This window comes from Ruegeria sp. BJ3 (assembly GCF_056535665.1).
Genome location: NZ_JBQFIT010000001.1, coordinates 1,887,074 through 1,911,639, shown reverse-complemented (window position 1 = coordinate 1,911,639; position 24,566 = coordinate 1,887,074). Strand labels below are relative to the sequence as shown.

Genomic DNA, 24,566 nt, shown 5'->3' with positions numbered 1-24,566 from the left:
GGCCCGTGATGGATCATCGCGGACCGCATCCGGCTCAGTGGTCCTGAGCCGCGCCCGCACCACGGGGAATGCGCACGCTTTCGACCAGATCTTTGATCTCCTGCGGGGTTTCCTTGGTCATGCCGGCCACCACATAGGCGACGCCGAAGTTGACCATGGCACCGATCGCACCGAACGAGGTCGATTTGATCGGACCCAGCAGCGGGTCTGCATCGGTGAACGAGTTGGTGCCCGGAATGAACAGCCAGCCCTTGTGCAGGAAGATGTAGACCAGGGTCACGGTCAGACCAGCCAGCATGCCTGCGACCGCGCCGGTGTTGTTGATGCGGGTCGAGAAGATCCCCATCATCAGCGCCGGGAAGATCGAGGCCGCCGCCAGACCGAAGGCCAACGCCACGGTTTGCGCCGCAAAGCCCGGAGGGTTGAGGCCCAGATAGGTGGCGACCACGATGGCTACGGCCATTGCGATCCGCGCCGCCAGAAGCTCGCCCTTTTCCGAGATGCTCGGGTTGATCGAGCCCTTGATCAGGTCGTGCGACACCGCCGACGAGATTGCCAGCAGCAGGCCCGCAGCGGTCGAAAGCGCAGCCGCAAGACCACCGGCCGCGACCAGACCAATCACCCAACCCGGCAGGTTGGCGATTTCGGGGTTGGCCAGAACCAGGATGTCGCGGTTGAACTTGGTCAACTCGTTGCCGACCCAGCCCTTTTCTTCGGCAAGCGCCTGCATGTCGGCATTCTTGTCGTTGTAGTACTGGATCTTGCCGTCGCCGTTCTTGTCTTCCCAGTCCAGCAGGCCGGTTTTCTGCCAGGTGGCCATCCAGTCATAACGGGCATCGTTGTCGATCTGCTCCAGCGATACAGCGCCGCCTTCGATGCCGCCGTTCGGCCACATCATGTCGGTGATGTTCAGACGAGCCATGGCGCCAACCGCGGGGGCCGTCAGGTACAACAGCGCGATGAACACCAGCGCCCAACCGGCCGACCAGCGGGCGTCCGACACTTTGGGAACGGTGAAGAAGCGCATGATGACGTGCGGCAGGCCGGCGGTGCCGATCATCAGCGACAGGGTGAACAGAACCATGTTCAGCGTGTTCGAATGATGAGCGGTGTATTCCGCAAAGCCCAGCTCGGCCACGATGGCATCCAGCTTGGTCAGCAGCGGCTCACCGCCGGCGGTGTCGCCGAACAGGCCCAGGGCCGGGATCGGGTTGCCGGTCAGCTGCAGCGAGATGAAGATCGCCGGAATGGTGTAGGCGGTGATCAGCACGCAGTACTGAGCGACCTGGGTATAGGTCACACCCTTCATACCGCCGAACACCGCATAGGCGAACACGACGCCCGCGCCGATCAGCAAACCGGTGGTGTTCGACACTTCCAGAAAGCGGCCGAAGGCCACGCCCACGCCGGTCATCTGGCCGATCACATAAGTGACCGAGGCCACGATCAGACAGATCACCGCCACGACGCGCGCGGTTTGGCTGTAGAAGCGATCGCCGATGAATTCGGACACGGTGAACTTGCCGAACTTGCGCAGATAGGGCGCAAGCAGAAGCGCCAGCAGCACGTAGCCGCCGGTCCAGCCCATCAGGAACGAGCTGTTGTCATAGCCGGTAAAGGCAATAAGGCCCGCCATCGAGATGAACGAGGCCGCCGACATCCAGTCAGCCGCTGTCGCCATACCGTTGGTGACCGGGTGAATGCCGCGACCGGCGGCGTAGAATTCCGACGTGGACCCCGCGCGGGCCCAGATCGCGATGCCGATGTAGAGCGCAAAGGACGCGCCCACAAACAGCAGGTTGATGGTAAACTGATCCATTGTCCCCTGGCTCCCTTATTCTTCTTCGACGCCGTATTCGGCATCCAGTTTGTTCATGCGCCAGGCGTAGAAGAAGATCAGCGCCAGAAAGACCAGGATCGATCCCTGTTGCGCGAACCAGAAGCCCAGGTCGGTGCCGCCGACGGCGATGCCCGACAGCAATGGGCGCAGCAGAATGCCGAACCCGAAAGACACCAGCGCCCAGATGATGAGGCTGATGTAGATGAGACGCAGGTTTGCCTGCCAATAGCCCTTGTCGGACTCGGCAGTCTGCGCGGAGTTTGTTGAATTATCCGCCATTGCGGTTTCCTCCTTGGTTCCTCCAGGGCAGCCCGGTGCATTTGTCCTCCGGCGTAGGGCCGCCATTCGATTGCGCCGAGCGCCGCGATGGCGCCAGGCAAAGCTTCTCCGGTCCGCCAGAGCGGTTCCGTTGAAGAAACTCGTGTCGGGGTCAGTGCCCGCTTTTGGGGAGTCCTCTTCCCCTTACCGCATCGCGTCGCCCACGATGCTTTCCAGGCCACGGGCGATCTGATCGATCTGCCCCATGGCATCCAGTTTTCTGAGTACGCCGCGATCCTTGTAGTAGTCGATCAAAGGCGCGGTTTGTTCGTGATAGGCCTCCAGCCGGGACGCCACGGTTTCGGCATTGTCATCGGCGCGGCGGCTGAATTCCGTGCTGCCGCACTTGTCACAAACACCGTCCACCTTCGGCTGCTTGTACTGATCGTGGTAGCCTTCACCGCACATTGCGCAGGTGTAGCGTCCGGCGATCCGGGTGACCATCTCGGCGTCCTCGACCTCGAGGCTGATGGCCGCATTCACCTTCTGCCCGTTTTCGGCCAGCAGCTTGTCCAACGCTTCGGCCTGAACCGTGGTACGGGGAAACCCGTCCAGGATGACACCGCGCGCGCAATCGGGCTCGGCAATGCGATCGCGCAGGATTGCGATGACGATGTCGTCGCTGACCAGGTCGCCGGCTTCCATCACTGCTTTCGCGGCCTTTCCGGCCTCGGTTCCGGCAGCAACCGCGGCGCGCAGCAGGTCGCCCGTGCTGAGTTGCACAAGGCCGAATTTCTGTTCCAGCATTCGCGCCTGTGTGCCCTTCCCGGCGCCCGGAGGGCCGAGAAGGATCAGGACAGCGGGCTTTGTGATTGTTTCAGCCTGCATTACGCCCTCACTTGTTGGCCCGGTTGGCGATCAGATCTTCGACGACGGACGGGTCGGCCAGGGTCGAGGTATCGCCCAGCGAGCCGAAGTCGTTCTCGGCGATCTTGCGCAGAATGCGGCGCATGATCTTGCCCGAACGGGTCTTGGGCAGGCCCGGAGCCCACTGGATCACGTCGGGGCTGGCGATCGGTCCGATTTCTGTCCGGACCCATGTGCGCAGCTCTTTCAGCAATTCATCCGAGGGCTCTCGGTCATTCATCAGGGTGACGTAGCAATAGATGCCTTGGCCCTTGATTTCATGGGGATAACCAACGACGGCCGCTTCGGCGACGGCGGCGTGAGCCACCAGCGCGCTTTCGACTTCGGCGGTGCCCATGCGGTGGCCCGAGACGTTGATGACGTCATCGACGCGGCCGGTGATCCAGTAATCGCCATCTTCGTCGCGGCGGCAGCCGTCACCGGTGAAGTAATACCCCTTGTAGTCTGAGAAATAGGTCTTCTCGAACCGCTCATGGTCGCCCCATACGGTGCGCATCTGGCCCGGCCAGCTGTCCTTGATGCACAGCACGCCTTCGACCCCGTTGCCGGTGATCTCGACGCCCGACTGCGGATCCAGCACGACGGGTTGAACGCCAAAGAAGGGTTTCATCGCCGAACCGGGCTTGGTCGCATGCGCGCCGGGCAGGGGGGTCATCATGTGGCCGCCGGTCTCGGTCTGCCACCAGGTGTCGACGATCGGGCATTTCCCCTTGCCGACCACCTCATTGTACCAGTTCCAGGCCTCGGGGTTGATGGGTTCGCCCACCGTGCCGAGCGTTTTCAGGGAACTCAGGTCGCATTTTTCTACGAACTCGTTGCCCTGACCCATGAGCGCGCGGATCGCGGTGGGGGCGGTGTAGAACTGGTTGACCTTGTGCTTCTCGCAAACCTGCCAGAACCGCGAGGCGTCGGGATAGGTCGGCACGCCTTCGAACATCAGTGTGGTCGCGCCATTGGCCAGCGGACCATAGACGATATAGCTGTGGCCGGTGACCCAGCCCACGTCCGCCGTACACCAGTAGATGTCGCCGTCATGATAGTCGAAGGTGATTTCGTGGGTCATCGCGGCATAAACCAGGTAGCCGCCGGTGGTGTGCACCACGCCTTTCGGCTGTCCGGTCGAGCCCGAGGTGTAGAGGATGAACAGCGGGTCTTCGGCGTTCATCTCGGCCGGGGCGCAATAGTCGTCGGCCTCCAGCGCCATTTCGTTGTAGTCGTAGTCGCGCCCGTCGATCCAGGTGGTCTGGCCACCGGTGCGCTTGACCACCAGACACTTTACCGTGTCCTTGCAATGCAGCAGCGCGGCGTCGGCGTTCGATTTCAGCGGAGTCTTGCGGCCGCCGCGCGGGGCTTCGTCGGCGGTGATGATGACCTTGGCGTCACAACCGTTGACCCGAGCGGCCAGTGCGTCAGGCGAGAAGCCGGCAAACACGATCGAGTGGATCGCGCCGATGCGGGCGCAGGCCAGCATGGCATAGGCGGCCTCGGGGATCATCGGCAGATAGATGACGACCCGGTCGCCTTTGCGCACGCCCATCGATTCGAGGATGTTGGCCATACGGCAGGTGCGGCGGTGCAGCTCGGCATAGGTGATGTGCTGGGCTTCGTCGTTCGGATCATCCGGTTCCCAGATGATCGCGGTCTGATCGCCGCGGGTCTTCAGGTGACGGTCCAGGCAGTTGGCCGAGACGTTCAGCGTGCCGTCAGCATACCAGTTGATCTTGACCGAGCCGAAGTCGTAGTTGACGTCCTTGACCTGGGTGTAGGGCTTGATCCAGTCGATCCGCTTGCCATGCTCACCCCAGAATTTCACGGGGTCATTGACAGATGCCTCGTACATCTGGGTGTATTTTTCGGCATCGACATGAGCGCGAGCGACGGTTTCTGCGGATGGCGGAAATACCTTGGCTTCTGCCTGGGCAGCGGTGGTCATTCTGAGGCTCCTCCCTCTGACTGGACTTCAGGTGGACCGAGTTTGCCCAATTGATTGGCATTGTCGATCCGTTTCCTCCCCGGTCGGGATAATACGCCTTCGAGAAAAGAAAGAAATAAATTGCCGTAATCCTTGGATTTGTTTGTAAACAACTTTCCGTTTCTCGGGGCTTTTTGTAAATTCGACCGAGTTGAGTTTGCGATAACATGATAAAAAACAATAATTTAAAGATCCAAGAACTGTTAACGGTCCAGGACGACGTCTTTTCTCCTGTGGGTCGAACGTGTCGGCCCGGCTTTCTGGGCCGTGCAGAAATCACCGCTTGCGCGAGTGTACCATTCGGGCAGCGGGGCTTGGCACGTGTCGATGTTGGCGCTAGCTTGACTCGCAAGCGCCCCGGGAGGGGGTGCACCAATGGGAGAGATCATTATGAACAAGATGTTGAGCGGAGCGGCCATCGCCGCCCTTGGCGTTGCTTTTGTCACCGAGGCGGCTGCGACCGAGTGGAATGCCTCGGTCTGGGGCAAGCGCCGCGCCTTCACCGAACATGTTGAGAAACTGGCCGAACTGGTCAGCGAGAAAACCGATGGCGCGTTCACCATCAACGTCAGCTATGGCGGCCTTTCCAAGCCCAAGGAAAACCTGGACGGCATCGAAATCGGCGCCTTCGAGATGGCCCAGTTCTGCGCTGGTTATCATCGCGACAAGAACCGCGCGATCACCGTTCTGGAACTGCCGTTTCTGGGCGTGAACACACTGGATGAGGAAGTGGCCGTCAGCCACGCGGTCTACGATCATCCTGCGGTCAAGGAAGAGATGGCCAAGTGGAACGCTCGGATCCTCATGACCTCTCCGATGCCGCAGTACAATCTGGTCGGGACAGGCGAGCCGCGTGACGAACTGGCAGAGTTTGAAGGTATGCGCGTTCGTGCGACCGGGGGCCTTGGTCAGGCGTTCGAGGCCGTTGGTGCCGTTCCGACATCGGTTCCGGCGACCGAAGCCTATAATGCGATGCAGTCCGGTGTCGTGGACACCGTCGCATTTGCTCAGCACGCACACCTGTCGTTCGGCACCATCAATGAGGCCGACTGGTGGACCGCGAACCTGAACCCCGGCACGGTGAACTGCCCGGTGGTCGTGAACATCGACGCCTATGAAGCATTGCCGCCGGAGCACCGTGAGGCGCTGGACAGCTCGATCGACGAGGCGATTGACCACTACCTGACCAACTACGGTGAGCTGCTGAAAAAGTGGGATGGCGTGCTCGAAGAAAAGGGCGTTCAGAAAGTCATGATCGATGACTCCGTTCTGGACGAGTTCCGTGCCAAGGCGGCCGACCCGATCCGCGACCAGTGGATTGCCGACATGTCCGCGCAAGGCCTGCCGGCGCAGGATCTGTATGATCTGGTGCAGGCAACGCTGAAGCAGCAGCGCGGCGGCAACTGATAAAAACAGCCGGGGGCTGAAATGCCCCCGGAATCATCTGGAACAGGGGACAACCGGATGGCAGGACACGCCACGGTATTGGAGGACGGCAGCCTCCTGAGCCGTCTCGACCGGCAATTGCTGCGACTTGAACGATTTCTGGCCCTTCTCAGTGGCATCGCCGTTTTCGGTTTGATGGTGTTGGCTGTTGTGTCCGTCAGCGGCCGCAACGCGATCAACGCCCCATTGCCGGGCTATGTCGACTGGATCGAGCAGGCCATGCCTCTGATCGCGTTTCTTGGCATTTCCTACGTTCAGCGGGACGGCGGGCACATCCGCATGGACATTGTGATTGCACGTCTGCACGGGCGCGCAATGTGGTTGTTCGAGCTGATTTCGGTCGTGTTGATCCTTGTCCTGATGTTGGCGTTGGTCTGGGGCAGCTGGTCCCATTTCGATCGATCGTTTGATTTCGGCGCACCGATGTGGAGCCGTGACAGCTCGATCGACATCGGTATTCCGATCTGGCCCGCCAAGCTGTTGGCGCCAGTTGCCTTCTCCGTTTTGTGTCTGCGGTTGTGTCTCCAGATCTGGGGGTATGGTCGGGCGTTCCTGTTGGGGCTGGAATCTCCGGTTGCGGTGCCGCTGATCCAGGACGCCGCCGCGCAGGCCGCGGCCGAAGCCGAGCAGTTTGAGAGGCAGGGCTGACAAATGGACACGATTGAAATCGGCCTGTGGGTCACGGGCGGCCTGCTGGTTCTTGTCGTCGCGGGCATGCGCGTTGCGTTTGCCGCAGGCCTTGCAGGGCTGGTAGGGCTGGTCTGGATATTCTGGGCCAAATTCGGATACGACCCGGATCGGTTTGGTAAGGCTTTGACCGTTGCCGTCAAGACGGCGGGGCAGGTGCCGCATTCCAAAGTGGCCTCGCACACGCTCAGCCTGATCCCAACTTTCATCCTGATCGGATACCTGGCCTATTACGCGGGATTGACCCGGGCGTTGTTCGAAGCGGCCAAGCGCTGGGTCGCCTGGGTGCCGGGTGGTTTGGCGGTGTCCACGGTTTTCGCGACGGCCGGCTTTGCAGCCGTGTCAGGCGCGTCAGTGGCTACGTCGGCCGTCTTTGCCCGCATTGCCATCCCCGAGATGCTGGACGTCGGCTACAACAAAAGGTTTGCCGCAGGCGTCGTGGCCGCAGGCGGTACTTTGGCGTCGCTGATCCCACCTTCCGCGATCCTCGTGATCTACGCGATCATCGTCGAGCAGGACGTGGGCAAACTGCTGCTCGCCGGGTTCATCCCAGGTGCGTTTTCGGCGGTGATCTACGGACTGCTGATCATCGGTATAGCGGTTTTCTTCAAAAACGTGGGTCCGCCGGTGCGGGGCTTTACCTGGAAACAGCGCTTTGCCGCGTTGCCCGGTGCGCTGCCGATCTTCGCGGTAATCCTGATCATCATCTGTTTTGTCTACAACCCATTTGGTGACAAGGCGTGGGGAACGCCGACCGAGGGCGGCGCAATCGGTGCATTCATCGTGTTCTGCTTTGCGCTGTTCCACGGCATGCGCTGGACCGAGCTGAAGTCGGCGCTGTTGGAAACCGCCAAGCTGACGGCGATGATCTTCTCGATCATCTGGGGTGTCTTGATCTACGTGCGCTTTCTGGGTTTCGCCGACCTGCCCGGAGCGTTCTCGGATTGGATTACTTCCCTCCATATGTCACCCATGCTGATCCTGATCTGTATCCTGTTGGCCTATGCCGTGCTTGGCATGTTCATGGATGCAATCGGGATGCTGCTGCTGACTCTGCCGGTGGTCTATCCTGCCGTCATGGCCCTGAACGGGGGCGAGGCGGTAAGCGCGGCCGACAGCACATTTGGCATGTCGGGCCCCATGTGCGCGATCTGGTTTGGCATTCTGGTGGTCAAGATGGCCGAGTTCTGTCTGATCACGCCGCCAATCGGCCTGAACTGCTTCGTGGTCGCTGGCGTGCGCCCGGACCTGAGCGTTCAGGACGTGTTCAAGGGCGTGGCCCCGTTCTTTGTCGCTGATGCGGTGACGATTGCGCTGCTGGTCGCGTTTCCGGCGATCGTTCTGTATCTGCCATCGCTTGCCGGCTGAGGTTTTGGGCAATCCAGGCACGGGCTGTGATGCATGGCTCTGCCGCGCGCATAGAAAATTCGGGCGGCACGAAGTCTCGGTGCCGCAGTGGACCCAATACCTCGGTGTCGCAAAGACTGAACGGGGGCAGCGTCCCCATCCGGCCTAACGTCTAAATCGGGCGAAACGGCTCACTTTGCCCGCATGAGCATGCCAAACAGGTCGCGCGGATCGTCCGGGTCGGCCAGCATGTCCAGGGGTTCGAAGAACTCGGTTCCCTCGATCGCGCGCTTGACGTAGCGCAGGGCCGAGAAGTCCTCGATCGCGAAACCGACGCTGTCGAACAGAGTGATCTGCCGGTCGTCACGGCGACCTTCGGCCTGACCGGTGATGACCTGCCACATCTCGGTGACCGGGTGGTCAGGGTCCAGGGCCTGAATTTCACCTTCGATCCGGGTCTGCTCGGGGTATTCCACGAAGATGTCGGACCGCAGAAGTATGTCGCGATGCAATTCGGTCTTGCCGGGGCAGTCGCCTCCGATCGCGTTGATATGCACGCCCGGACCGACCATGTTGTCAGTCAGGATGGTGGCATATTTCTTGTCGGCGGTGCAGGTGGTGATGATCTGCGCGCCCTCGATCGCCTCTTCAGCCGAGCGGCACGAAACCACGTTCAACCCGGTCCCCTGCAAGTTGGCCGCGCATTTCGCGGTGGCGGCGGGATCGATGTCAAAAAGGCGAACGGTATCAATCCCGCACATGGCCTTGAAGGCCAGGCACTGGAATTCGGACTGCGCGCCATTGCCGATCATCGCCATCGTGGACGCATTCTTGGGGGCCAGGTACTTGCCGACAAGCGCCGAAGTGGCCGCGGTGCGCAGCGCCGTCAACATCGTCATCTCGGTCAACAGGGTCGGATACCCGGTGTACACGTCCGCAAGCAGGCCGAACGCGGTGACGGTCTGCAAGCCCTCGGACGTGTTCTTGGGGTGGCCGTTCACATATTTGAACCCATAGGCCTCGCCATCCGAGGTCGGCATCAGTTCGATCACGCCATGCGGGGAATGGGCCGGGATGCGCGGGGTCTTGTCAAAGCTCTCCCACCGTTTGAAATCGTCCTCGATCTGGGTGGCGATCTCGATAATCATTCTTTCGACACCGATGTGGTGGATCAGCCGCATCATGTTGTCGACGGATACGAAGGGAACAAGCGCCTTGTCGGAAGGTTGCATGGGGTCTCTCCTAGCGGCGTGACAGGTGGATGCCTGCGATCATGCAGCGCACCGACCCGCCGGCGGTTTCGATGGTGGGTACGGACAGCGGCAGGGGCGTCGCGCTGTCGTGGATGATGTCGATCTGATCCGGGCGCAGCGCGGCCAAAGCCCGGCTGGACAGCGCCAGAACCAGCCCGTCACGGCCCGTCAGTTCGATGGCGTTTCCGGCAAATTCGGCGATCTGGTCATGGGTCAGGTCGATCACCGTGCGGCCGGACTCCTCGAGCCGCGCCTTCACGGTCGCGCGCCGCTCGGGGTCGGTGATCATGTCCAGACAGATCAGGGCGTAATGCGTGCCGATCCCCATCAGCACATTGGTGTGATAGACATCGCGGCCTTGCGCGTCGCGGGCCTCGAAGGCGATGGGCTCGTAGTTGAAATGGGTGCAGAACCGTTCCAACAGCACCGGGTCGGCACGGTTGGATTTGACGGTATAGGCAATGCGCCCGACGTGATCGAGCACCATCGCACCAGTACCCTCCAGCGCGAGGTTGTCCTGCTCGAGGCCGGAATAGTCGATCACGTCCTGTACGCGATAATCGCGTTTCAGCATCTCGATCACATCCATCCGACGTTCGCGCCGGCGCGAGGGAACGAACATCGGATAGATCGCCACGTGCCCGCCCGGATGGGTCGAGAACCAGTTGTTCGGAAACACGCTGTCGGGCGTGTCGCTGTCACCGAAATCGTCGAACACATGCACGGTCACGCCGGCGTTGCGCAGTTGCTCGACCGCGCGGTCATGCTCGTCGCGGGCGGCGGCCGAGGTTGCCTCGGCCGAGCGGTTGGCCAGCGTCTGGAACGCATTGTCGTCGCGGGTCTCGGGGTTCGAGGCAAAGGCGTGTGGCCGGATCATGACCACCGCCGAAGGGGCCTGAAGGGAATGCATCAGAAGCTCCGGGTAATGCGGTCGAAGATGCGGCGGCCCAGCAGCGAGGCGGCCAGGTCGACCATCAGTTTCGCGGTTCGGCCGCGTTCATCAAGAAAGGGGTTCAGCTCGACCAGGTCCAGCGAGCAGACCAGCCCGCTTTCGTGCAGCAGTTCCATGGCCAGATGCGCCTCGCGTTCGGTGGCGCCGCCGGGAACCGTGGTGCCGACGGCCGGCGCGATGGCGGGGTCAAGGAAATCCACGTCCAGCGAGACATGCAGGATGCCGTTCGCGGCGCGGACGCGGTCCAGAAAGGCCATCAGCGGGGCCTTGATGCCGTGTTCGTCGATGCTGCGCATGTCGGCCAGCATGGCGCGGTCTTTCTCCAGCGCGGCGCGCTCGGCCGGATCGACCGAGCGCAGGCCGATCATACCGACGCGGTCCGTGGGTATCGGAGCATCCAAAGCGGGGAAAGCGTCGAACCCGGGCTGACCGGTGAAATAGGCGACCGGTGTGCCATGCAGGTTGCCGCTGCCGGTGCTGTTGGGCGTGTGGAAATCGCTGTGCGCGTCCAGCCAAAGAACGAACAGCGGGCGCCCGATCTGCTGCGCATGGGCGGCCATGCCCGAGACCGTGCCCATCGACAGGGCGTGGTCCCCGCCCATGAAGATCGGCAGACCTTGTTGGGCCGCCTGTTGCGCGACCCGTTTCAAAGCCCGCGTCCACCCTACGCATTCGGGTAGGGCAAAGAGGTGATCATGTTGCGGCATGTCGACAGTGTCCGGGCGGGTGTCGCCAAAGTCTGTGACCGTGTGCCCGAGGTCGGACAGAGCCTCGGCGATTCCGGCCACGCGGTACGCGTCGGGTCCCATCCGGCAACCCTGGCGCCGCTTGCCGACGTCCATGCCGGCACCAACGAGAATGACTGATTTGGTATCCATACGTTCATTTAGCGGTGCAAAGCGGGTTGCGTGAAGGAGGCAAAATGCTCAAAATGAAATCTGAAAATCCAAATTGGAAACACGAAATGGACGATCTGGACAGCCGCTTGCTCAGCGCCCTTCACCGAGACGCTCGCGCGTCCCTGTCAGAGCTTGCAGAAGTGCTGGGTGTAACGCGGACGACCGTGCGCAGCCGGCTGCAGCGGCTCAAGCAATCGGGTGAGATTGTGGGCTTTACCGTCCTGACCCGTCGGGACGTCGCGCAAAGCCCGGTGCGCGGGCTGATGATGCTGGAAATCGAAGGGCGCGGGACCGAGCGCATCATGGCCCGGATCGCAGCCATGCGGCAAGTGCGGGCGGTGCATTCCACCAATGGCGGATGGGACCTGATCGCCGAGATCGGGACCGAGACGCTGGCCGAACTGGACGAGGTTCTGTTCCAGATCCGCCGCATCGAAGGCGTGACCCGCTCCGAGACCAATCTGCTTCTGTCCACTCGAAAAGGCCGCTTTTGAACCGCCCGCCATTCACCGGCGCGGCATAGCTTTGAATACCAAACGATTTGTGCAAGAGTTTTCCCGCAGGCTTGATCAAGCCCATGGGCAGGGAAATCAATATGAGCACAGCAGACCCAGGCGAAAACTCGCGGGCGGAGATCCTGATTGCCCGGGTGACCGGTCTGTTGGAGCAGCCGATCGTCAGGTTGGCGATACCTGTTGTGATAACGCTGATCGCGTTGACGGTGCTGCACGACCTGTCGAGCCATGTGAAATGGTCGGATGTGCAATCTGACATTACCGGAACGTCCTGGCGGGTGATGTTCCTTGCAGTGTTCTGGACGGCCTTCAGTTTTCTGTCTCTGTCCTTCTATGACGTCTTCGCCGTGCAGAGCGTGGCCGGGGGAACGGTCCCGCTTCGCATTGCGGCCATGGCCGGGGCCAGCGGCTATGCGGTGTCGAATTGCCTCGGATTTTCGTACATCACGGGCACTGCGATCCGCTATCGGATCTACGCGTCTCTGGGGTTGGATCTGGGACGGGTCGCTGGTGTGATCGCCACATCATGGGTGGCTTTCTGGATGGGCCTCATCCTGATCCTCGGCGGAATGATGACGCTTCATCCAGACGGGATCGCCCAAGCGCTGCCGATCAGTGGAACGCTTGAAACGGTCATCGGGGTTGCCCTGCTGGTCGGTCTGCTGGTTCTGTTTGTATGGCTGGCCAAAGGCGGGCGTCGGCTGGCCTTTGGCGGAGTGGGATTTGATCTGCCCGGAGGCAAGTTGGCCAGCCTTTTAACACTGGCAGCAATCGGGGATCTGTTCGGCGCGTCGATGGCTCTTTATGTTTTGATGCCCGACGATCTAGGCGTCGGTTATCCGTATTTCTTCACCATTTATATCTGCGCAATCGCAGTTGGGATTCTCAGCCATGCGCCGGGCGGAATCGGTGTGTTCGAGGCCACTTTGATCGCAGGGCTGGGGGCCTCGGGACGGTCGGACGTGATTGCCGCCTTGCTGCTCTACCGGGTTGTCTACACGTTTTTGCCATTTGCCATCGCAAGCCTGTCGATCGCCGTCGCTTCGGCGCTGGCACACCGGCATCACATCAGCGGTGCGGCCACCTGGTTTTACCGGGCCGTCCGGCCAATCGTGCCGATGGTGGCTGCCGGTATCGCGGCAGTGGCCGGTGTGGTTCTTCTGGTGTCTGGCACCTTGCCGGCCAGCTCGACGAAGCTGGGAATCCTGCGCGAGTTTTTGCCCCTGTCCTTCGTCGAGGCATCGCATCTGGCCGGAAGCGCCATCGGTGTTCTGCTGCTGCTTGTGGCGCGGGGGCTGTACCGCAAGCTGTACCGGGCATGGATCGTTGCCATGATCCTGATGCTGGCCGGGTTCTTTGCGTCACTGGCCAAGGGGCTGGATACGCATGAGGCCGTCGGAATGCTTGCAGCCATCGGTTTGTTGGCCCTGTTTCGGGGGGCTTTCTACCGGGTAAGCGGCGCCTCTATCTTCCGACTGAACATTCCCTGGCTGGTCAGCCTGATCGCGTTGCTGGCGGTGATCTTCTGGATCGGGTTGTTCGCCTATTCCCATGTCGAATACGAAAATGCGTTGTGGTGGGAGTTTGCATGGAATGGCGATGCCTCGCGGTTCCTGCGCTCCAGCATGGTGGTGGCGGTCATCGTCGGGGTGGTGGCCGTGAACTCGCTGTTCGGACGCACCATCCCCGCACGTCAACGCACCGAAATCCCTGCGGCGGTCGAACGTTTGTCGCTTGCCAGCGAAGACACCGAGGCGCAGATCAGCCTGACCGGCGACAAACAGTTCCTGATCGCGCCAGATGAAAGCGCCTTTCTGGCCTATGCCGATTCCGGCAACGCGTTGATCAGCAAGGGCGAGCCTGTCGGCGATGAGGCCGCCGGCCAGCAGCTGATTTGGCAGTTGCGCGAAATGGCCGATGCCGAAGGCAAGCTCTGCGCATTTTACAGCGTGTCCACCAAGTATCTGCCTACGTTTCTGGACCTCGGGCTGTCGATCCTCAAGATCGGTGAAGTCGCCCGCGTTCCGCTGAAGGACTTCACGCTGGACGGCAAATCCCGCAAGCGGTTCCGTCAGGCCCGGAACCGGGCCGAGCGTGAAGGATATGTCTTCGAGATCATTCCCAAAGAACAGCTAGCACCAGTCCTGCCCGAGCTGCGCCAGATCTCGGATCACTGGCTGGAAGGCAAGGCGGGCGCGGAAAAGGGTTTTGCCCTGGGCGGGTTCGACGAGCAGTATTTGTCCTATTTCGATCATGCGGTTCTGAAGAACGGCGAAACAGGCAAGATCGTGGCTTTCGCCAACCTGTTTCAGGGCGGCAACAAGTCGGAATTGTCGCTGGATCTGATGCGGTACGAGCCCGACTGCCCCAGCTTTGTCATGGACGCTCTGTTCGCCGAGATGATGAACTGGGGCGCCGGCCAAGGGTTCCATTGGTTCTCATTGGGGGCCGCGCCGTTTTCCGGGATCGAGAACCGGCAACTCGCCTCGCTCTGGAACCGGATCGGCGGCTTCGTCTACGAGCACGGCGAGCAGTTCTATCACTTCGAGGGGCTGCGCGCCTTCAAGCAAAAGTTCGACCCGGAGTGGAGCCCCAACTATCTGGCCAGCCCAGGCGGTCTGGCCGCGCCGCGCATCCTGTACGAGGTGAACATCCTGATCTCGGGCGGCCTGACGGGCCTGACGAAATAGCGCTTAGTTCAGACTTGCCCGTGTTGGGTCCTGCTGCAGCAGGTCCCCCCAATCGGTGCGATAGGACATCTCGGCCAGTACGGTTTCCGGCAGGAACTCCTGGTTCTGACGGATCTGCCAGCCCCCGCCCAGACCTTTGTAGACCGCGACCAGATTCGACGACACCTGCTGGCGCGCCTCGATCAGGTTGGCTTGCGAGCGCAGAAGCGCGGTCTGCGTGTTCAACACGCGGGAATAGTCGGCGATGCCGTCGCGATACTGGCTGACGGCGATGTCGGCAGCCTTGCGCGCTGCGTCGACGCTGCGTTGGTAGAACGTCACCTGCTTGCGCGCCTGGGCATAGGCGACCATGGCGCTTTCGACCTCGGAATAGGCGGTCAGCACGGTGTTCTGATAGTTGGCGATCAGCGCCTGATAGGCGGCGTCTTGCGCGCGCACGTTGTTCTTGATCCGCCCATAGTTCAGAACGTTCCAGACCACGCCGGCGCTGGCCAGACCCGTGGTGCTGTTCGAGCTGAACAGGTCGCGCCCGCCCGACGCCTGCAGGCCGATCGAGCCCGACAGGATGAACTGCGGATACAGGTCCGCCATGGCAATGCCCACCTGCGCAGATTGCGTGGCTGCGGCCAGTTCGGCCGCGCGAACGTCGGGGCGGCGACGCAGCAGTTCGGCCGGAACGCCGACAGCCACGTTCGATCTTGCTGACGGAATTCGCCCTGACGTTCCCAGAAGGCCGGTCATGCGCGACGGTGTCGTGCCCAGCAGAACCGCCAGCGCGTTCTTGGCCTGCTGCAAATCGCTTTCCAATGTCGGCACCAGCGCCTTGGTGTTGTTCAGCAGGGCGGTGGACTCCTGCACATCCAATTCCGTCGTCACACCATTGGTGAACCGCAACTGGGTCAGATCATTGGCTTCCTGCTGCAGCTTGATGTTCTCGCGCGCGACGGCCAGCGACTCCTGCAGCGCGCGGATGTTGATGTACAGCGCGGCCACATCGCCCGTCAGCGTCACCAGCGCGTCGTCATAGTTGGCGACCTGTAGCGCCAGGTTCGACCGCGCCGCCTGCACCCCGCGCCGCTGCGCCCCCCAGACGTCCAGTTCCCACTGGGCGTCAAATCCCACCTGCGACGTCGAGAACTCGGTATCCAGCGGAATGATGCGGTTGATGTCTGCGATGGGACCGAGATTGTCGCTGATCCGGCGCCGCTCCAACGCGCCGCCCACGGCCTGAGATTGCGGATAGAGCTCGCCGAAGGCGATGCCCAGTTGCGCGCGGGCCTGCAACACGCGCGCGCCTGCGACCTGAAGGGTCAGGTTCTGGGCATAGGCCTCGGCCACCAGCTTGTTCAGGGTCGGATCATTGAAGCTCTGCCACCATTTGACCACAGGGGCGCTGCGCGATGTCAGCCCGCTGGCCTGGCTGGCGCTGGGGCTGTTGGCCTCCATCCACTGTTTCACGACCGGCGAGTTGGGCCGCACGAAATCCGGCCCGACCGGGGTGCAGGCAAACAGCAATGCGGCGCTCAGCGCGGTGCCGATCAACATGCGGCGGCGGTTTCGTGGCCTGCGCGGACGGTCCGGGTTCATGTGTGTCATGCTCAGATATCCAACGGTCGGATGAAGTTGGCGAAGGAATAGAGGCGGATGTTGATGCGGCGCAAAAACTCGAAGCTTTTGCCTTGTCCCGTGTAGATGGCCACTGCCGCGTGCCCGCCAGCGGGGAAGGTATGCCCTTCGGGTACGTCGACCGAAATCTGCACCGCGATGCGCCCGGGAATTTTGGGCAGCTCGAACCCGGGCAGGCGGCCAGAGGGCAGGTATTGCCCTTGCCGTGTGGCCCACCAGATGGCCTCGACCTTGCCGGTCAGAATTTCACCCGGATAAAGATCCAGCGCGACTTCGACGGGCTGACCGGGTTCGACGAATTTCAGGTTCTGCTGACGGTATGTGGCCAGGATATAGGGAGAATCCTCGGTCACGAAGCTGGCGATGGCCCCAAGTCGGATATCACCCACCACAAGGCCGGGACGGGCCTGTTGCGAGACGATCATACCGTTTTCAGGAGCGTAGATCGTTGTATTGTCGAGGAAATACTGCGCTTCGGCCAGCTGCGCCTTGGCCTGAAGGATACCGGTGTTCACTCCGTCGATCTGTGACTCCTGCGCAAGTTGCGCTTTTCTAAGATTGGCCTCAGCCTGTTTGACCGCAGCCTGATCTTCGGTCACTTGTTCGTTCCAGCGGTCCAGTTCGTCCTGACGCGCGCCCCCGGCAGGCACCAGGTTTTCATAGCGCGCCTTCTGCGTCATCGCGTAGGCCAGCTGGGCATTGGCACGCTCCACCGCCTCGGTCGAGGCGATCACGTCCTGTTCAAGGATCTTGGCGTTTTGCTCGGCAGCCACCAGTTGCGCTTGCGCGTTCTCGACGGCCAGCTTGAACACCGTGTCATCGAACCGGTACAGCGGATCGCCCTTGGTGATGGGCGTGTTGGGTTCGACCAAGACCTCGGTCAGGATGGTCGGTTGGGTCAGTTTCGGGACGATCTGGATGGTGGACCGCACCACGTGGCTGTCGATCGAGAAGGGTTGGAAGAACCGCAGCGCGACCAGAAAGATCAGCAGCAGATGGGCGCCAACCCAGAACGACACGATCCCCCAGACAATGTTGAACTTGAGCCATTGTGCTTTGAAGAAAATGAACCAGACAAAAATGATGTAGAAAAGCGTGATGCCGAGGGCGACGAACATAGTGGTGGATTTCCTTCGGCGTCAGGTTTTCTGTGGGTCGTCGGCAGCAGGGGCCCGGTATTCGTCCTTGACCTGTCCGCCAAGGCGCTCGATTTCCTTGCGGATCGCTTCGCGCTCGCCCTCGGGCAGGCGGCGGATGTCCACGGTCATGCCATCATGATAGGCCCAGATGAAGGCGTGCACCCAGGGGATGATCGCCAGAAACCCCATCCATCCCATCAGTTTGACGGCTTCGGCATGGGGGTGGTTCCGTTTGATTGCGATGCGGCCGGGCAGGCCCATGATGAACAGAAACAAGGCCATGACCGCCGCCAGCAGCAGGATCAGCGCGACGAATGTCAGGTAGTCATAATAGCCCAGCGGCTGCCCCAGTAGTCCCATCGTCGCGCCTCCTGTCTGGACGGTTGCCCCATCCTCAGTTGTTGGTGTCCAGTTCGTCAATCAATTTGTAGCTGGTCGGCGGGTCGGCGCAGATGCCCGGACCGCATTCCAACAGCGTCGAACCGGCGTTCAGCACCGCAAGACCCAGCATGATGAAGAACGCGACCTTTGCCAATGTGCTGCCGCCAAAGCGTGGTTCCGCGCGCGTGTCCGAGACATACTGTTTCTCGAACATCAGCATGATCGCTGTGCCCAACAGGATCAGGAAAAAGCAGATGGCCGCCCAGGTATAGTAGTGCAGGCCCAACACCGGAGAGCCATAGTGCCCGGTTCCCGGCACGATGTGCAGAAGGATCTGCCGCACCGACACGCTGCCGCCGTAGAGGGCTGCAATCAGCATGATCGCATAGTGTTGGGGCCGCGGGCCATAAAGCAGGTTCAGGCCCAGACCGACACCAACCGCAACGAAGCCAACTCGCTGCAACAGGCAGAGCGGGCAGGGTAGTTCGTACAGCTTGAGCTGGTAGACATAGGCCAGCAGCAGAACAAGGCTGACGGCCAGCATTCCAAGGGCATTCAGAGTACGGGACAGTTCAGGTGTCATGATCGTCCCTTTCTACAACTGTATTGTCAGCTGGCTTGTGGCGTGAAACTTGAGCCAATAGACGCTCAACGCCAGCGTGAGAAAGAAAACCACGTTCCCGGCTTTTGTCCGTCCAAAGTAATTCAGCGCCATAACGGCTGTAAGTAACGCAAATAAAAGCGCGATCATGGCTCGGTCCTCCCCTCCCGTGCAACGATTGCAGTAGTGGTGATACTGTCAGGCCCGCTGCCATCTGGCAAGTTTCGGTGTCGGCCGTTCGCCTTATGTGCGAGCGAACCCTAGCCGCACACCACCAATTGGGTCTGCCATTCGCGGCAGCGCGCCGCCAGTTCGGATGTGACGGGAGCGTCTGTGTAGAACGTGTCGATTTCGGACAATGACGTGATGCGGGCCGGAGCCGAGCGCTGGAATTTCGAGTGGTCTGCAACAAGGCTGGTATGCCGCGCCTGCGCGATGATCGTCTGGCTGACATTCACTTCCTGAAAATCGAAATCCAGCAGATCGCCTTCGTCATCCAACGCAGAACACCCTATGACCGCGTAGTCAAACTTGAACTGGCGAATGGTCGAAACGGTCAGGTTTCCGATCAGGCCACCATCGGAGCGGCGCAGCACACCACCAGCGACCACGATCTCGCATTCGGGGTTTTCGACCAGAATGTTGGCCACGTTCATATTGTTGGTCACGACCATCAGGTTCTTGTGGCTCAGAAGTTGCCGCGCCACGGCCTCGGTCGAGGTGCCGATGTTCATGAACACCGATGCCCCGTCCGGTATGTCGGCGGCACATCTTTTGGCAATGCGGGTCTTTGCTTCGTCGTTCAATCCGCGGCGGTCTTCGTAACCGATATTCGAAACGCCCGACCTCAGAACCGCGCCGCCGTGAACGCGGTCCAGCATCCCGGCATCGGACAGTTCCGACAGGTCCCGACGAATGGTCTGGACGGTGACATTGAACCGCTCGGCCAGATCCTCGACCGCGACGCGCCCGTTTTGCTTGGCAAGGCTCAGGATGTCGGATTGGCGAAAGGACAGGGACATATTCGGCTCCGCGGGTTTGGCGTTGTTCGTTTTTGTTCTTTTTTAGCATCGGGCGCAAGCCCGATGTTTTCTTGCTTTGACATCCAAGGAACTAGAGGTCAACGACGATCAAGTTGTGCGAGATGCGACAAAGCGAACAAAAACGAAAAACAAAATTGACTAAACGAGTGCCTGTCGCGTTAATGCGGGCGACCCTTTTGCAAACGGAATCATCAGACCATGAAACAGCCGGACACCCAGATCACCGATCTTTTCATCATCGGTGGCGGCATCAATGGCTGCGGCATCGCGCGCGACGCCGCAGGGCGCGGGTTGAGCGTCACGCTCGCCGAGATGAACGATCTGGCCTCGGCCACCTCGTCAGCCTCGACCAAGCTGTTTCACGGAGGGCTGCGCTATCTGGAGTATTTCGAGTTCCGCTTGGTCCGCGAGGCCCTGATCGAACGTGAAACGCTATTGCGTGCCATGCCGCATATCAGTTGGCCGATGCGGTTCGTTCTGCCTTATCACCCGGACATGCGGTTTGACTCTGAAACGCCCACGTCGCGCCTGTTGGGGACGGTCATGCCGTGGATGAAGGGGCGCAGGCCTGCTTGGCTGATCCGTTTGGGGCTGTTCATGTATGACAACCTGGGCGGACGGAAGATCCTGCCGGGAACAAGTTCATTGGACCTGCGCACGGCGCCCGAGGGCGCGCCGCTGCAGGACAAGTTCGAAACCGCGTACGAGTATTCAGATTGCTGGGTCGAGGATTCAAGGCTGGTGATCTTGAACGCACGCGATGCAGCGGCACGCGGCGCGCGGATCTTGGTCGGCACCAAGGTTCTGTCGGCCGAACGCAGCGAAGATGTCTGGCGGATCACCGTGCAGGATTGCGAAAGCGGTGAAACCCGTGAACTGCGCGCGCGGATGCTGATCAATGCGGGCGGGCCGTGGGTTGGAGACATTATCCGGACCAAGATCCGTTCGAACTCACGCGAGGGCGTGCGGCTGGTGCGCGGCAGCCATATCGTGACGCCGCGCCTCTACGACCATGATAAATGCTACTTCTTCCAAGGTGAGGACGGGCGCATCATCTTCGCCATTCCCTATGAGCAGGACTTTACTCTGATCGGGACCACTGATCAGGACCACCCCGATCCGTCCGAGCCGCCCGTCTGCACCGAGGCCGAGCAGGATTATCTGTGCGCCTTCGCGTCCAAATACTTCAAGAAGCCGGTCTCGCGTGACGAAATTGTCTGGACCTATTCCGGTGTTCGCCCGCTGTATGATGATGGCGCGCAAAGCGCCACGGCCGCCACGCGGGACTACACATTGAAAGTGGACGCCGAGGGAGGTGCGCCGGTCCTCAACGTGTTTGGTGGCAAGATCACAACCTTTCGCCGCCTTGCCGAAAGCGCGATGGAGAAGGTGGCCGAGCACTTCCCAGACCTGTCTGGCCCTTGGACTGCGGGAGTTGCTCTGCCGGGCGGGGATTTCCCGGTCGACGGGGTCGAGGCACTGGTTGCCGGGTTGAAGGCCGACTACGGATTCCTCACCGACAAATGGGCGCACCGTCTGGTACATGCGTACGGCACCGAAGCACGCATCATCCTCGGGGACGCGGTCCAGGCCGATGATCTGGGCGTCGATTTTGGCGCGACCCTGACCGAGCGTGAGCTCGAATGGCTGATGGACAAGGAATATGCCCGTACAGCGCAGGATGTGATCTGGCGTCGAAACAAACTGGGACTGCGCCTGAAGCCCGAGCAGGTTGATCAGATCGAGACCTGGATGCAGAAGCGTCGTCAGGAAGAACTGAAAACCGCTTAATAACCCACCAAAGAAAAACGCCCCGCAGTTTTCGCGGGGCGTATCTTTTTTCTGTCGGTCAGGCCGCCTTTTCCGAAGGGTCGGGATCCTTGTTCGTGCCCTTGATCCACTCTCGCATGCTCTGCATCACCGCATATAGGACCGGCACCAGGATCACCCCGAACAGGGTCGCGGCGAGCATCCCGCCAAACACGGCCACACCAATTGCCTTCTGGCTGGCGGCACCAGCGCCGCTGGCGGCCAGCAGGGGCACAACGCCCAACAGGAAAGACAGCGCGGTCATCATGACGGCCCGGAAACGCTGATGAGCAGCCTCGGCGGCGGCGTCTTTGACAGACAGGCCTTTGGCCCGCTGCTCCATCGCGAACTCCACGATCAGGATGCCATTCTTTGACGCAAGCCCCACCAGCATGATCATCCCGATCTGCGTGTACAGGTTGATGTCACTGCCCACGATCGCCACCGCCGCAACCGCGCCGAACAGGGCCACGATCACCGACAGCAGGATTGAGACCGGCATCGTCCAGCTTTCGTATTGTCCGACCAGGAACAAATACCCGAACATGATCGCCAGCCCCAGGATCACCACGACCAGCCCGCCGGATGCCAGCTGTTGCTGGGCGGTACCGGTCCATTCAAAGGCATACCCCGGAGGTAGGGCGGTCGCCGACTCTTCGGTCATCACGGTGATCGCATCACCCGTTGACAGACCTTCTGCCGGAACTGCCGTCACCGTCGCGGAACGGAACAGGTTGTGGCGCTTCAGCAGAACCGGGCCAAGCACGTTTTCGACGTCGATCAGCGTTCCCAGCGGGACCATCTCACCAGTGTTCGAGCGGACATACAGGTTCGAGATGTCCTCGACGTTGTCGCGATACGACCCTTCGGCCTGGATCATCACGCGATAGACGCGGCCGAACAGGTTGAAGTCGTTCACATAGTACGAGCCAAGCTGAGCCTGCATCGTCTGGAAGATTTCGGCGACCGATACGTTCAGCGTTTTTGCCTTTTCCCGATCCAGATCCACGAACAGCTGCGGGACGTTGGCCCGGAAAGTCGTGTAGGCTTGGCCGATTTCAGGCCGCTGGTTGGCCGCGTAGACAAAGGATCCCACGGCCGAGGCCAGATCCTGCGGCGAGCCGCCTCCGGTTTGCTGAACCTCCATTTCGACGCCCGCCGACATGCCAAGACCTTGGATCGGCGGCGGGTTGAACGCGACGATCGAGGCGGCGGATTCGCCGTTTGCGATGGCCAGTACTTTCTGCAGGATGGCGTCCGCCGTCAGATCCTCGTCTTGCCGTTCATCCCAGTTGTCGAGGTTGACGAACACAGCCGCGCCGTTGGTGATGGTTCCGTTCAGTAGTGAGAAACCGTTGATCAGAACGGTATTCGCCACGCCCGGAATCTCGCGGATCTGGTCATCGACACGTTTGGATACCGCCTCGGTTCTCTCCAGTGTGGCCGCGTCGGGCAATTGGATGTCCACGAACAGATAGCCGTTGTCTTCAAGCGGCAGGAACCCGCTGGAGGTGTTCGACATGATCGTCACGCCGCCAAAGGCAAAGCCCGCGATGATCCCAAGCGAGACCACGGGGACGATCAGCAGCTTGCGCACGATGGACACATAACCTGCGCGCATCGTCCCGATGAATTTCTCGAACACCGCCAGCAGACCCTTGGGTGGGCCTGAACGCGCCTGAAGGACCAAACCGCACAGCGCTGGCGACAAGGTCAGCGCATTGATGGACGAGATGACGACGGCGGTCGAGATTGTTACCGCGAACTGTGAGTACAGCCGCCCCGAGATACCGGGCATGAAGGTCACGGGCACGAACACGGCCAGAAGAACCAGAGTTGTCGCGATGACCGGTCCAGTAATCTGCCCCATGGCTTTGCGGGTCGCTTCGGCCGGCGGCAGGCCTTCCTCGGCGATGATCCGCTCCACGTTTTCGACGACCACAATAGCGTCGTCTACCACGATCCCGATGGCCAGCACGAGTGCGAAAAGCGAGATTGTGTTGAGCGACATCCCGAACAGCAGCAGGAACGCAAATGTCCCGATCAATGAGACCGGAATCGCCACCGCCGGAATGATGGTCGCCCGCCAACTGCCCAAGAAGATGAACACGACCGAAATTACCAGGATGAAGGTCAGAACCAGCGTCGATACCACGTCGTTGAGGGATTGTTCGACGAAATCGGTGGTGTTGAACGGAACGTCGTATTCGACATCCGTCGGAAAGGCGCGCGACAGGCGCTCCAGTTCTGTCTGAACCCGATCGGACACCGCCAGCGCATTGGCGCCCGGCGCTTGATAGATGCCGATGACGGTGGCAGGTACGGCTTGATATAAACCGGAGGCGGCATAGTACTGAGCCCCCAGTTCGACGCGCGCAATGTCACGGACCCGTACGATAGAGCCGGCGTCGCCGGTGCGGATCACGATATCGCCGAATTCCTTGGCAGACGTGAGGCGTCCCTTGGTCTTGATCGTGTATTGGAACGTCTGGCCTTCGGGCACCGGCGGGGCACCGATCGAGCCAGCGGAAACCTCGATGTTCTGTTCGCGAATGGCCGAGATCACGTCACCCGGCGTGATGGACAGGGCGGCCATCTTGTCGGGGTCCATCCAGATCCGCATCGCGTATTCCAGGTTGGTCAGAACGTCGGCCTTGCCCACGCCCTGCACCCGCGCCAGCGCATCCTTGAGGTTGATCGACGCGTAGTTCGACAGGAACACGCTGTCATAGGTGCCGTTGGGCGAGGTCAGCGTGACCAGCAACAGCATGTTGGTCGACGCTTTCTGCGTCACCACCCCCGACGAGGTAACTTCGGTCGGCAGCGAGGACATGGCCTGTGCCACACGGTTCTGCACGTTGACCGACGCGATGTCGGGGTCGGTGCCCACCTCGAAGGTGATGTTCAGCGAATACGAGCCGTTGTCCGAGGATGTGGACGTCATGTAGATCATGTCATCCACGCCGTTGACCTGCGCTTCGATCGGCGCGGCAACCGTGTTTTCAACGGTTTCGGCGTTGGCGCCGGTGTAGGTCGTCGTGACGCTGACCACCGGCGGCGTAATGTCTGGGAACTGGGCAACCGGCAGGACCATGTAGCCGATCGCACCCATGATTGTCAGCACAAGCGAGATCACAAGTGCCAGCTTGGGCCGGCTGATGAACAGGGCGGAAAACATCAA

The 24,566-nt window shown here is 61.0% G+C and carries 20 protein-coding genes; 6 read left to right on the top strand and 14 right to left on the bottom strand.

Annotated elements, in window-relative coordinates; all coding sequences use genetic code 11:
* Window positions 1-34: 34 nt before the first annotated feature.
* From ACR3EL_RS09575 to acs, 4 genes are all read right to left on the bottom strand, one after another.
* Window positions 35-1,819: a sodium:solute symporter family protein gene (locus tag ACR3EL_RS09575; RefSeq protein ID WP_170357571.1), complete on the bottom strand. Its 1,785-nt coding sequence runs from the start codon at window positions 1,817-1,819 to the stop codon at window positions 35-37.
* 15 nt (window positions 1,820-1,834) lie between these two features.
* A complete protein-coding gene (locus tag ACR3EL_RS09570) occupies window positions 1,835-2,119 on the bottom strand; it encodes a DUF4212 domain-containing protein (RefSeq protein ID WP_093962930.1) in 285 nt (94 codons plus the stop codon).
* A 183-nt stretch (window positions 2,120-2,302) separates the two neighbouring features.
* Window positions 2,303-2,986, bottom strand: a complete 684-nt coding sequence (locus tag ACR3EL_RS09565; RefSeq protein WP_170339585.1) for an adenylate kinase — start codon at window positions 2,984-2,986, stop codon at window positions 2,303-2,305.
* Between the two features lie 7 nt (window positions 2,987-2,993).
* Window positions 2,994-4,958, bottom strand: coding sequence for an acetate--CoA ligase (gene acs / locus ACR3EL_RS09560; RefSeq protein ID WP_170371215.1), 1,965 nt, complete (start codon window positions 4,956-4,958; stop codon window positions 2,994-2,996).
* Between the two features lie 429 nt (window positions 4,959-5,387).
* On the opposite strand from acs, the gene ACR3EL_RS09555 reads away from it, so the two are divergent.
* The 3 genes from ACR3EL_RS09555 to ACR3EL_RS09545 are packed head-to-tail and all read left to right on the top strand — an operon-like array spanning window position 5,388 to window position 8,498.
* Window positions 5,388-6,404, top strand: coding sequence for a C4-dicarboxylate TRAP transporter substrate-binding protein (locus tag ACR3EL_RS09555; RefSeq protein ID WP_170339465.1), 1,017 nt, complete (start codon window positions 5,388-5,390; stop codon window positions 6,402-6,404).
* Window positions 6,405-6,461: 57 nt separating this feature from the next.
* Window positions 6,462-7,091 carry a TRAP transporter small permease subunit gene (locus ACR3EL_RS09550; RefSeq protein WP_170339018.1) on the top strand — a complete coding sequence of 210 codons (630 nt, stop codon included), beginning with the start codon at window positions 6,462-6,464 and terminating at the stop codon, window positions 7,089-7,091.
* A gap of 3 nt (window positions 7,092-7,094) precedes the next feature.
* Window positions 7,095-8,498 carry a TRAP transporter large permease gene (locus ACR3EL_RS09545; protein ID WP_170339016.1) on the top strand — a complete coding sequence of 468 codons (1,404 nt, stop codon included), beginning with the start codon at window positions 7,095-7,097 and terminating at the stop codon, window positions 8,496-8,498.
* Window positions 8,499-8,668: 170 nt separating this feature from the next.
* On the opposite strand, the gene ACR3EL_RS09540 is transcribed toward ACR3EL_RS09545, so the two are convergent.
* From ACR3EL_RS09540 to rocF, 3 genes are read right to left on the bottom strand one after another with little or no spacing between them, the layout of a single operon-like run.
* On the bottom strand, window positions 8,669-9,709 hold the full coding sequence (locus ACR3EL_RS09540; RefSeq protein ID WP_170339014.1) for an ornithine cyclodeaminase: 1,041 nt from the start codon (window positions 9,707-9,709) through the stop codon (window positions 8,669-8,671).
* Window positions 9,710-9,719: 10 nt separating this feature from the next.
* A complete protein-coding gene (gene ctlX / locus ACR3EL_RS09535) occupies window positions 9,720-10,640 on the bottom strand; it encodes a citrulline utilization hydrolase CtlX (RefSeq protein WP_170339013.1) in 921 nt (306 codons plus the stop codon).
* Window positions 10,640-11,560 (bottom strand): arginase, encoded by a 921-nt coding sequence (gene rocF / locus ACR3EL_RS09530; protein ID WP_170339011.1) that lies wholly within the window; start codon window positions 11,558-11,560, stop codon window positions 10,640-10,642. The genes ctlX and rocF overlap by 1 nt, the downstream gene beginning before the upstream one ends.
* A gap of 86 nt (window positions 11,561-11,646) precedes the next feature.
* On the opposite strand from rocF, the gene ACR3EL_RS09525 reads away from it, so the two are divergent.
* Together ACR3EL_RS09525 and mprF are read left to right on the top strand one after the other, a co-directional pair.
* On the top strand, window positions 11,647-12,075 hold the full coding sequence (locus ACR3EL_RS09525; protein WP_093961837.1) for an Lrp/AsnC family transcriptional regulator: 429 nt from the start codon (window positions 11,647-11,649) through the stop codon (window positions 12,073-12,075).
* Window positions 12,076-12,176: 101 nt separating this feature from the next.
* Window positions 12,177-14,786: a bifunctional lysylphosphatidylglycerol flippase/synthetase MprF gene (gene mprF / locus ACR3EL_RS09520; protein ID WP_480721363.1), complete on the top strand. Its 2,610-nt coding sequence runs from the start codon at window positions 12,177-12,179 to the stop codon at window positions 14,784-14,786.
* Window positions 14,787-14,789: 3 nt separating this feature from the next.
* Here mprF and ACR3EL_RS09515 read toward each other — a convergent pair whose 3' ends face one another.
* The 6 genes from ACR3EL_RS09515 to ACR3EL_RS09490 form a co-directional block, all read right to left on the bottom strand.
* Window positions 14,790-16,382, bottom strand: a complete 1,593-nt coding sequence (locus tag ACR3EL_RS09515) for an efflux transporter outer membrane subunit (RefSeq protein WP_480721361.1) — start codon at window positions 16,380-16,382, stop codon at window positions 14,790-14,792.
* A gap of 2 nt (window positions 16,383-16,384) precedes the next feature.
* On the bottom strand, window positions 16,385-17,530 hold the full coding sequence (locus ACR3EL_RS09510; RefSeq protein ID WP_170339005.1) for an HlyD family secretion protein: 1,146 nt from the start codon (window positions 17,528-17,530) through the stop codon (window positions 16,385-16,387).
* 21 nt (window positions 17,531-17,551) lie between these two features.
* Window positions 17,552-17,911, bottom strand: a complete 360-nt coding sequence (locus ACR3EL_RS09505; RefSeq protein ID WP_093961840.1) for a DUF3302 domain-containing protein — start codon at window positions 17,909-17,911, stop codon at window positions 17,552-17,554.
* A 34-nt stretch (window positions 17,912-17,945) separates the two neighbouring features.
* Window positions 17,946-18,515, bottom strand: coding sequence for a disulfide bond formation protein B (locus ACR3EL_RS09500; RefSeq protein ID WP_170339003.1), 570 nt, complete (start codon window positions 18,513-18,515; stop codon window positions 17,946-17,948).
* A gap of 12 nt (window positions 18,516-18,527) precedes the next feature.
* On the bottom strand, window positions 18,528-18,683 hold the full coding sequence (locus tag ACR3EL_RS09495; RefSeq protein ID WP_170339565.1) for a DUF5993 family protein: 156 nt from the start codon (window positions 18,681-18,683) through the stop codon (window positions 18,528-18,530).
* Window positions 18,684-18,793: 110 nt separating this feature from the next.
* Window positions 18,794-19,555: a DeoR/GlpR family DNA-binding transcription regulator gene (locus ACR3EL_RS09490; RefSeq protein WP_170339001.1), complete on the bottom strand. Its 762-nt coding sequence runs from the start codon at window positions 19,553-19,555 to the stop codon at window positions 18,794-18,796.
* Between the two features lie 219 nt (window positions 19,556-19,774).
* On the opposite strand from ACR3EL_RS09490, the gene glpD reads away from it, so the two are divergent.
* On the top strand, window positions 19,775-21,367 hold the full coding sequence (gene glpD, locus ACR3EL_RS09485; RefSeq protein WP_170338999.1) for a glycerol-3-phosphate dehydrogenase: 1,593 nt from the start codon (window positions 19,775-19,777) through the stop codon (window positions 21,365-21,367).
* A gap of 58 nt (window positions 21,368-21,425) precedes the next feature.
* On the opposite strand, the gene ACR3EL_RS09480 is transcribed toward glpD, so the two are convergent.
* Window positions 21,426-24,563, bottom strand: coding sequence for an efflux RND transporter permease subunit (locus ACR3EL_RS09480; RefSeq protein WP_170338998.1), 3,138 nt, complete (start codon window positions 24,561-24,563; stop codon window positions 21,426-21,428).
* Between the last annotated feature and the right edge of the window lie 3 nt (window positions 24,564-24,566).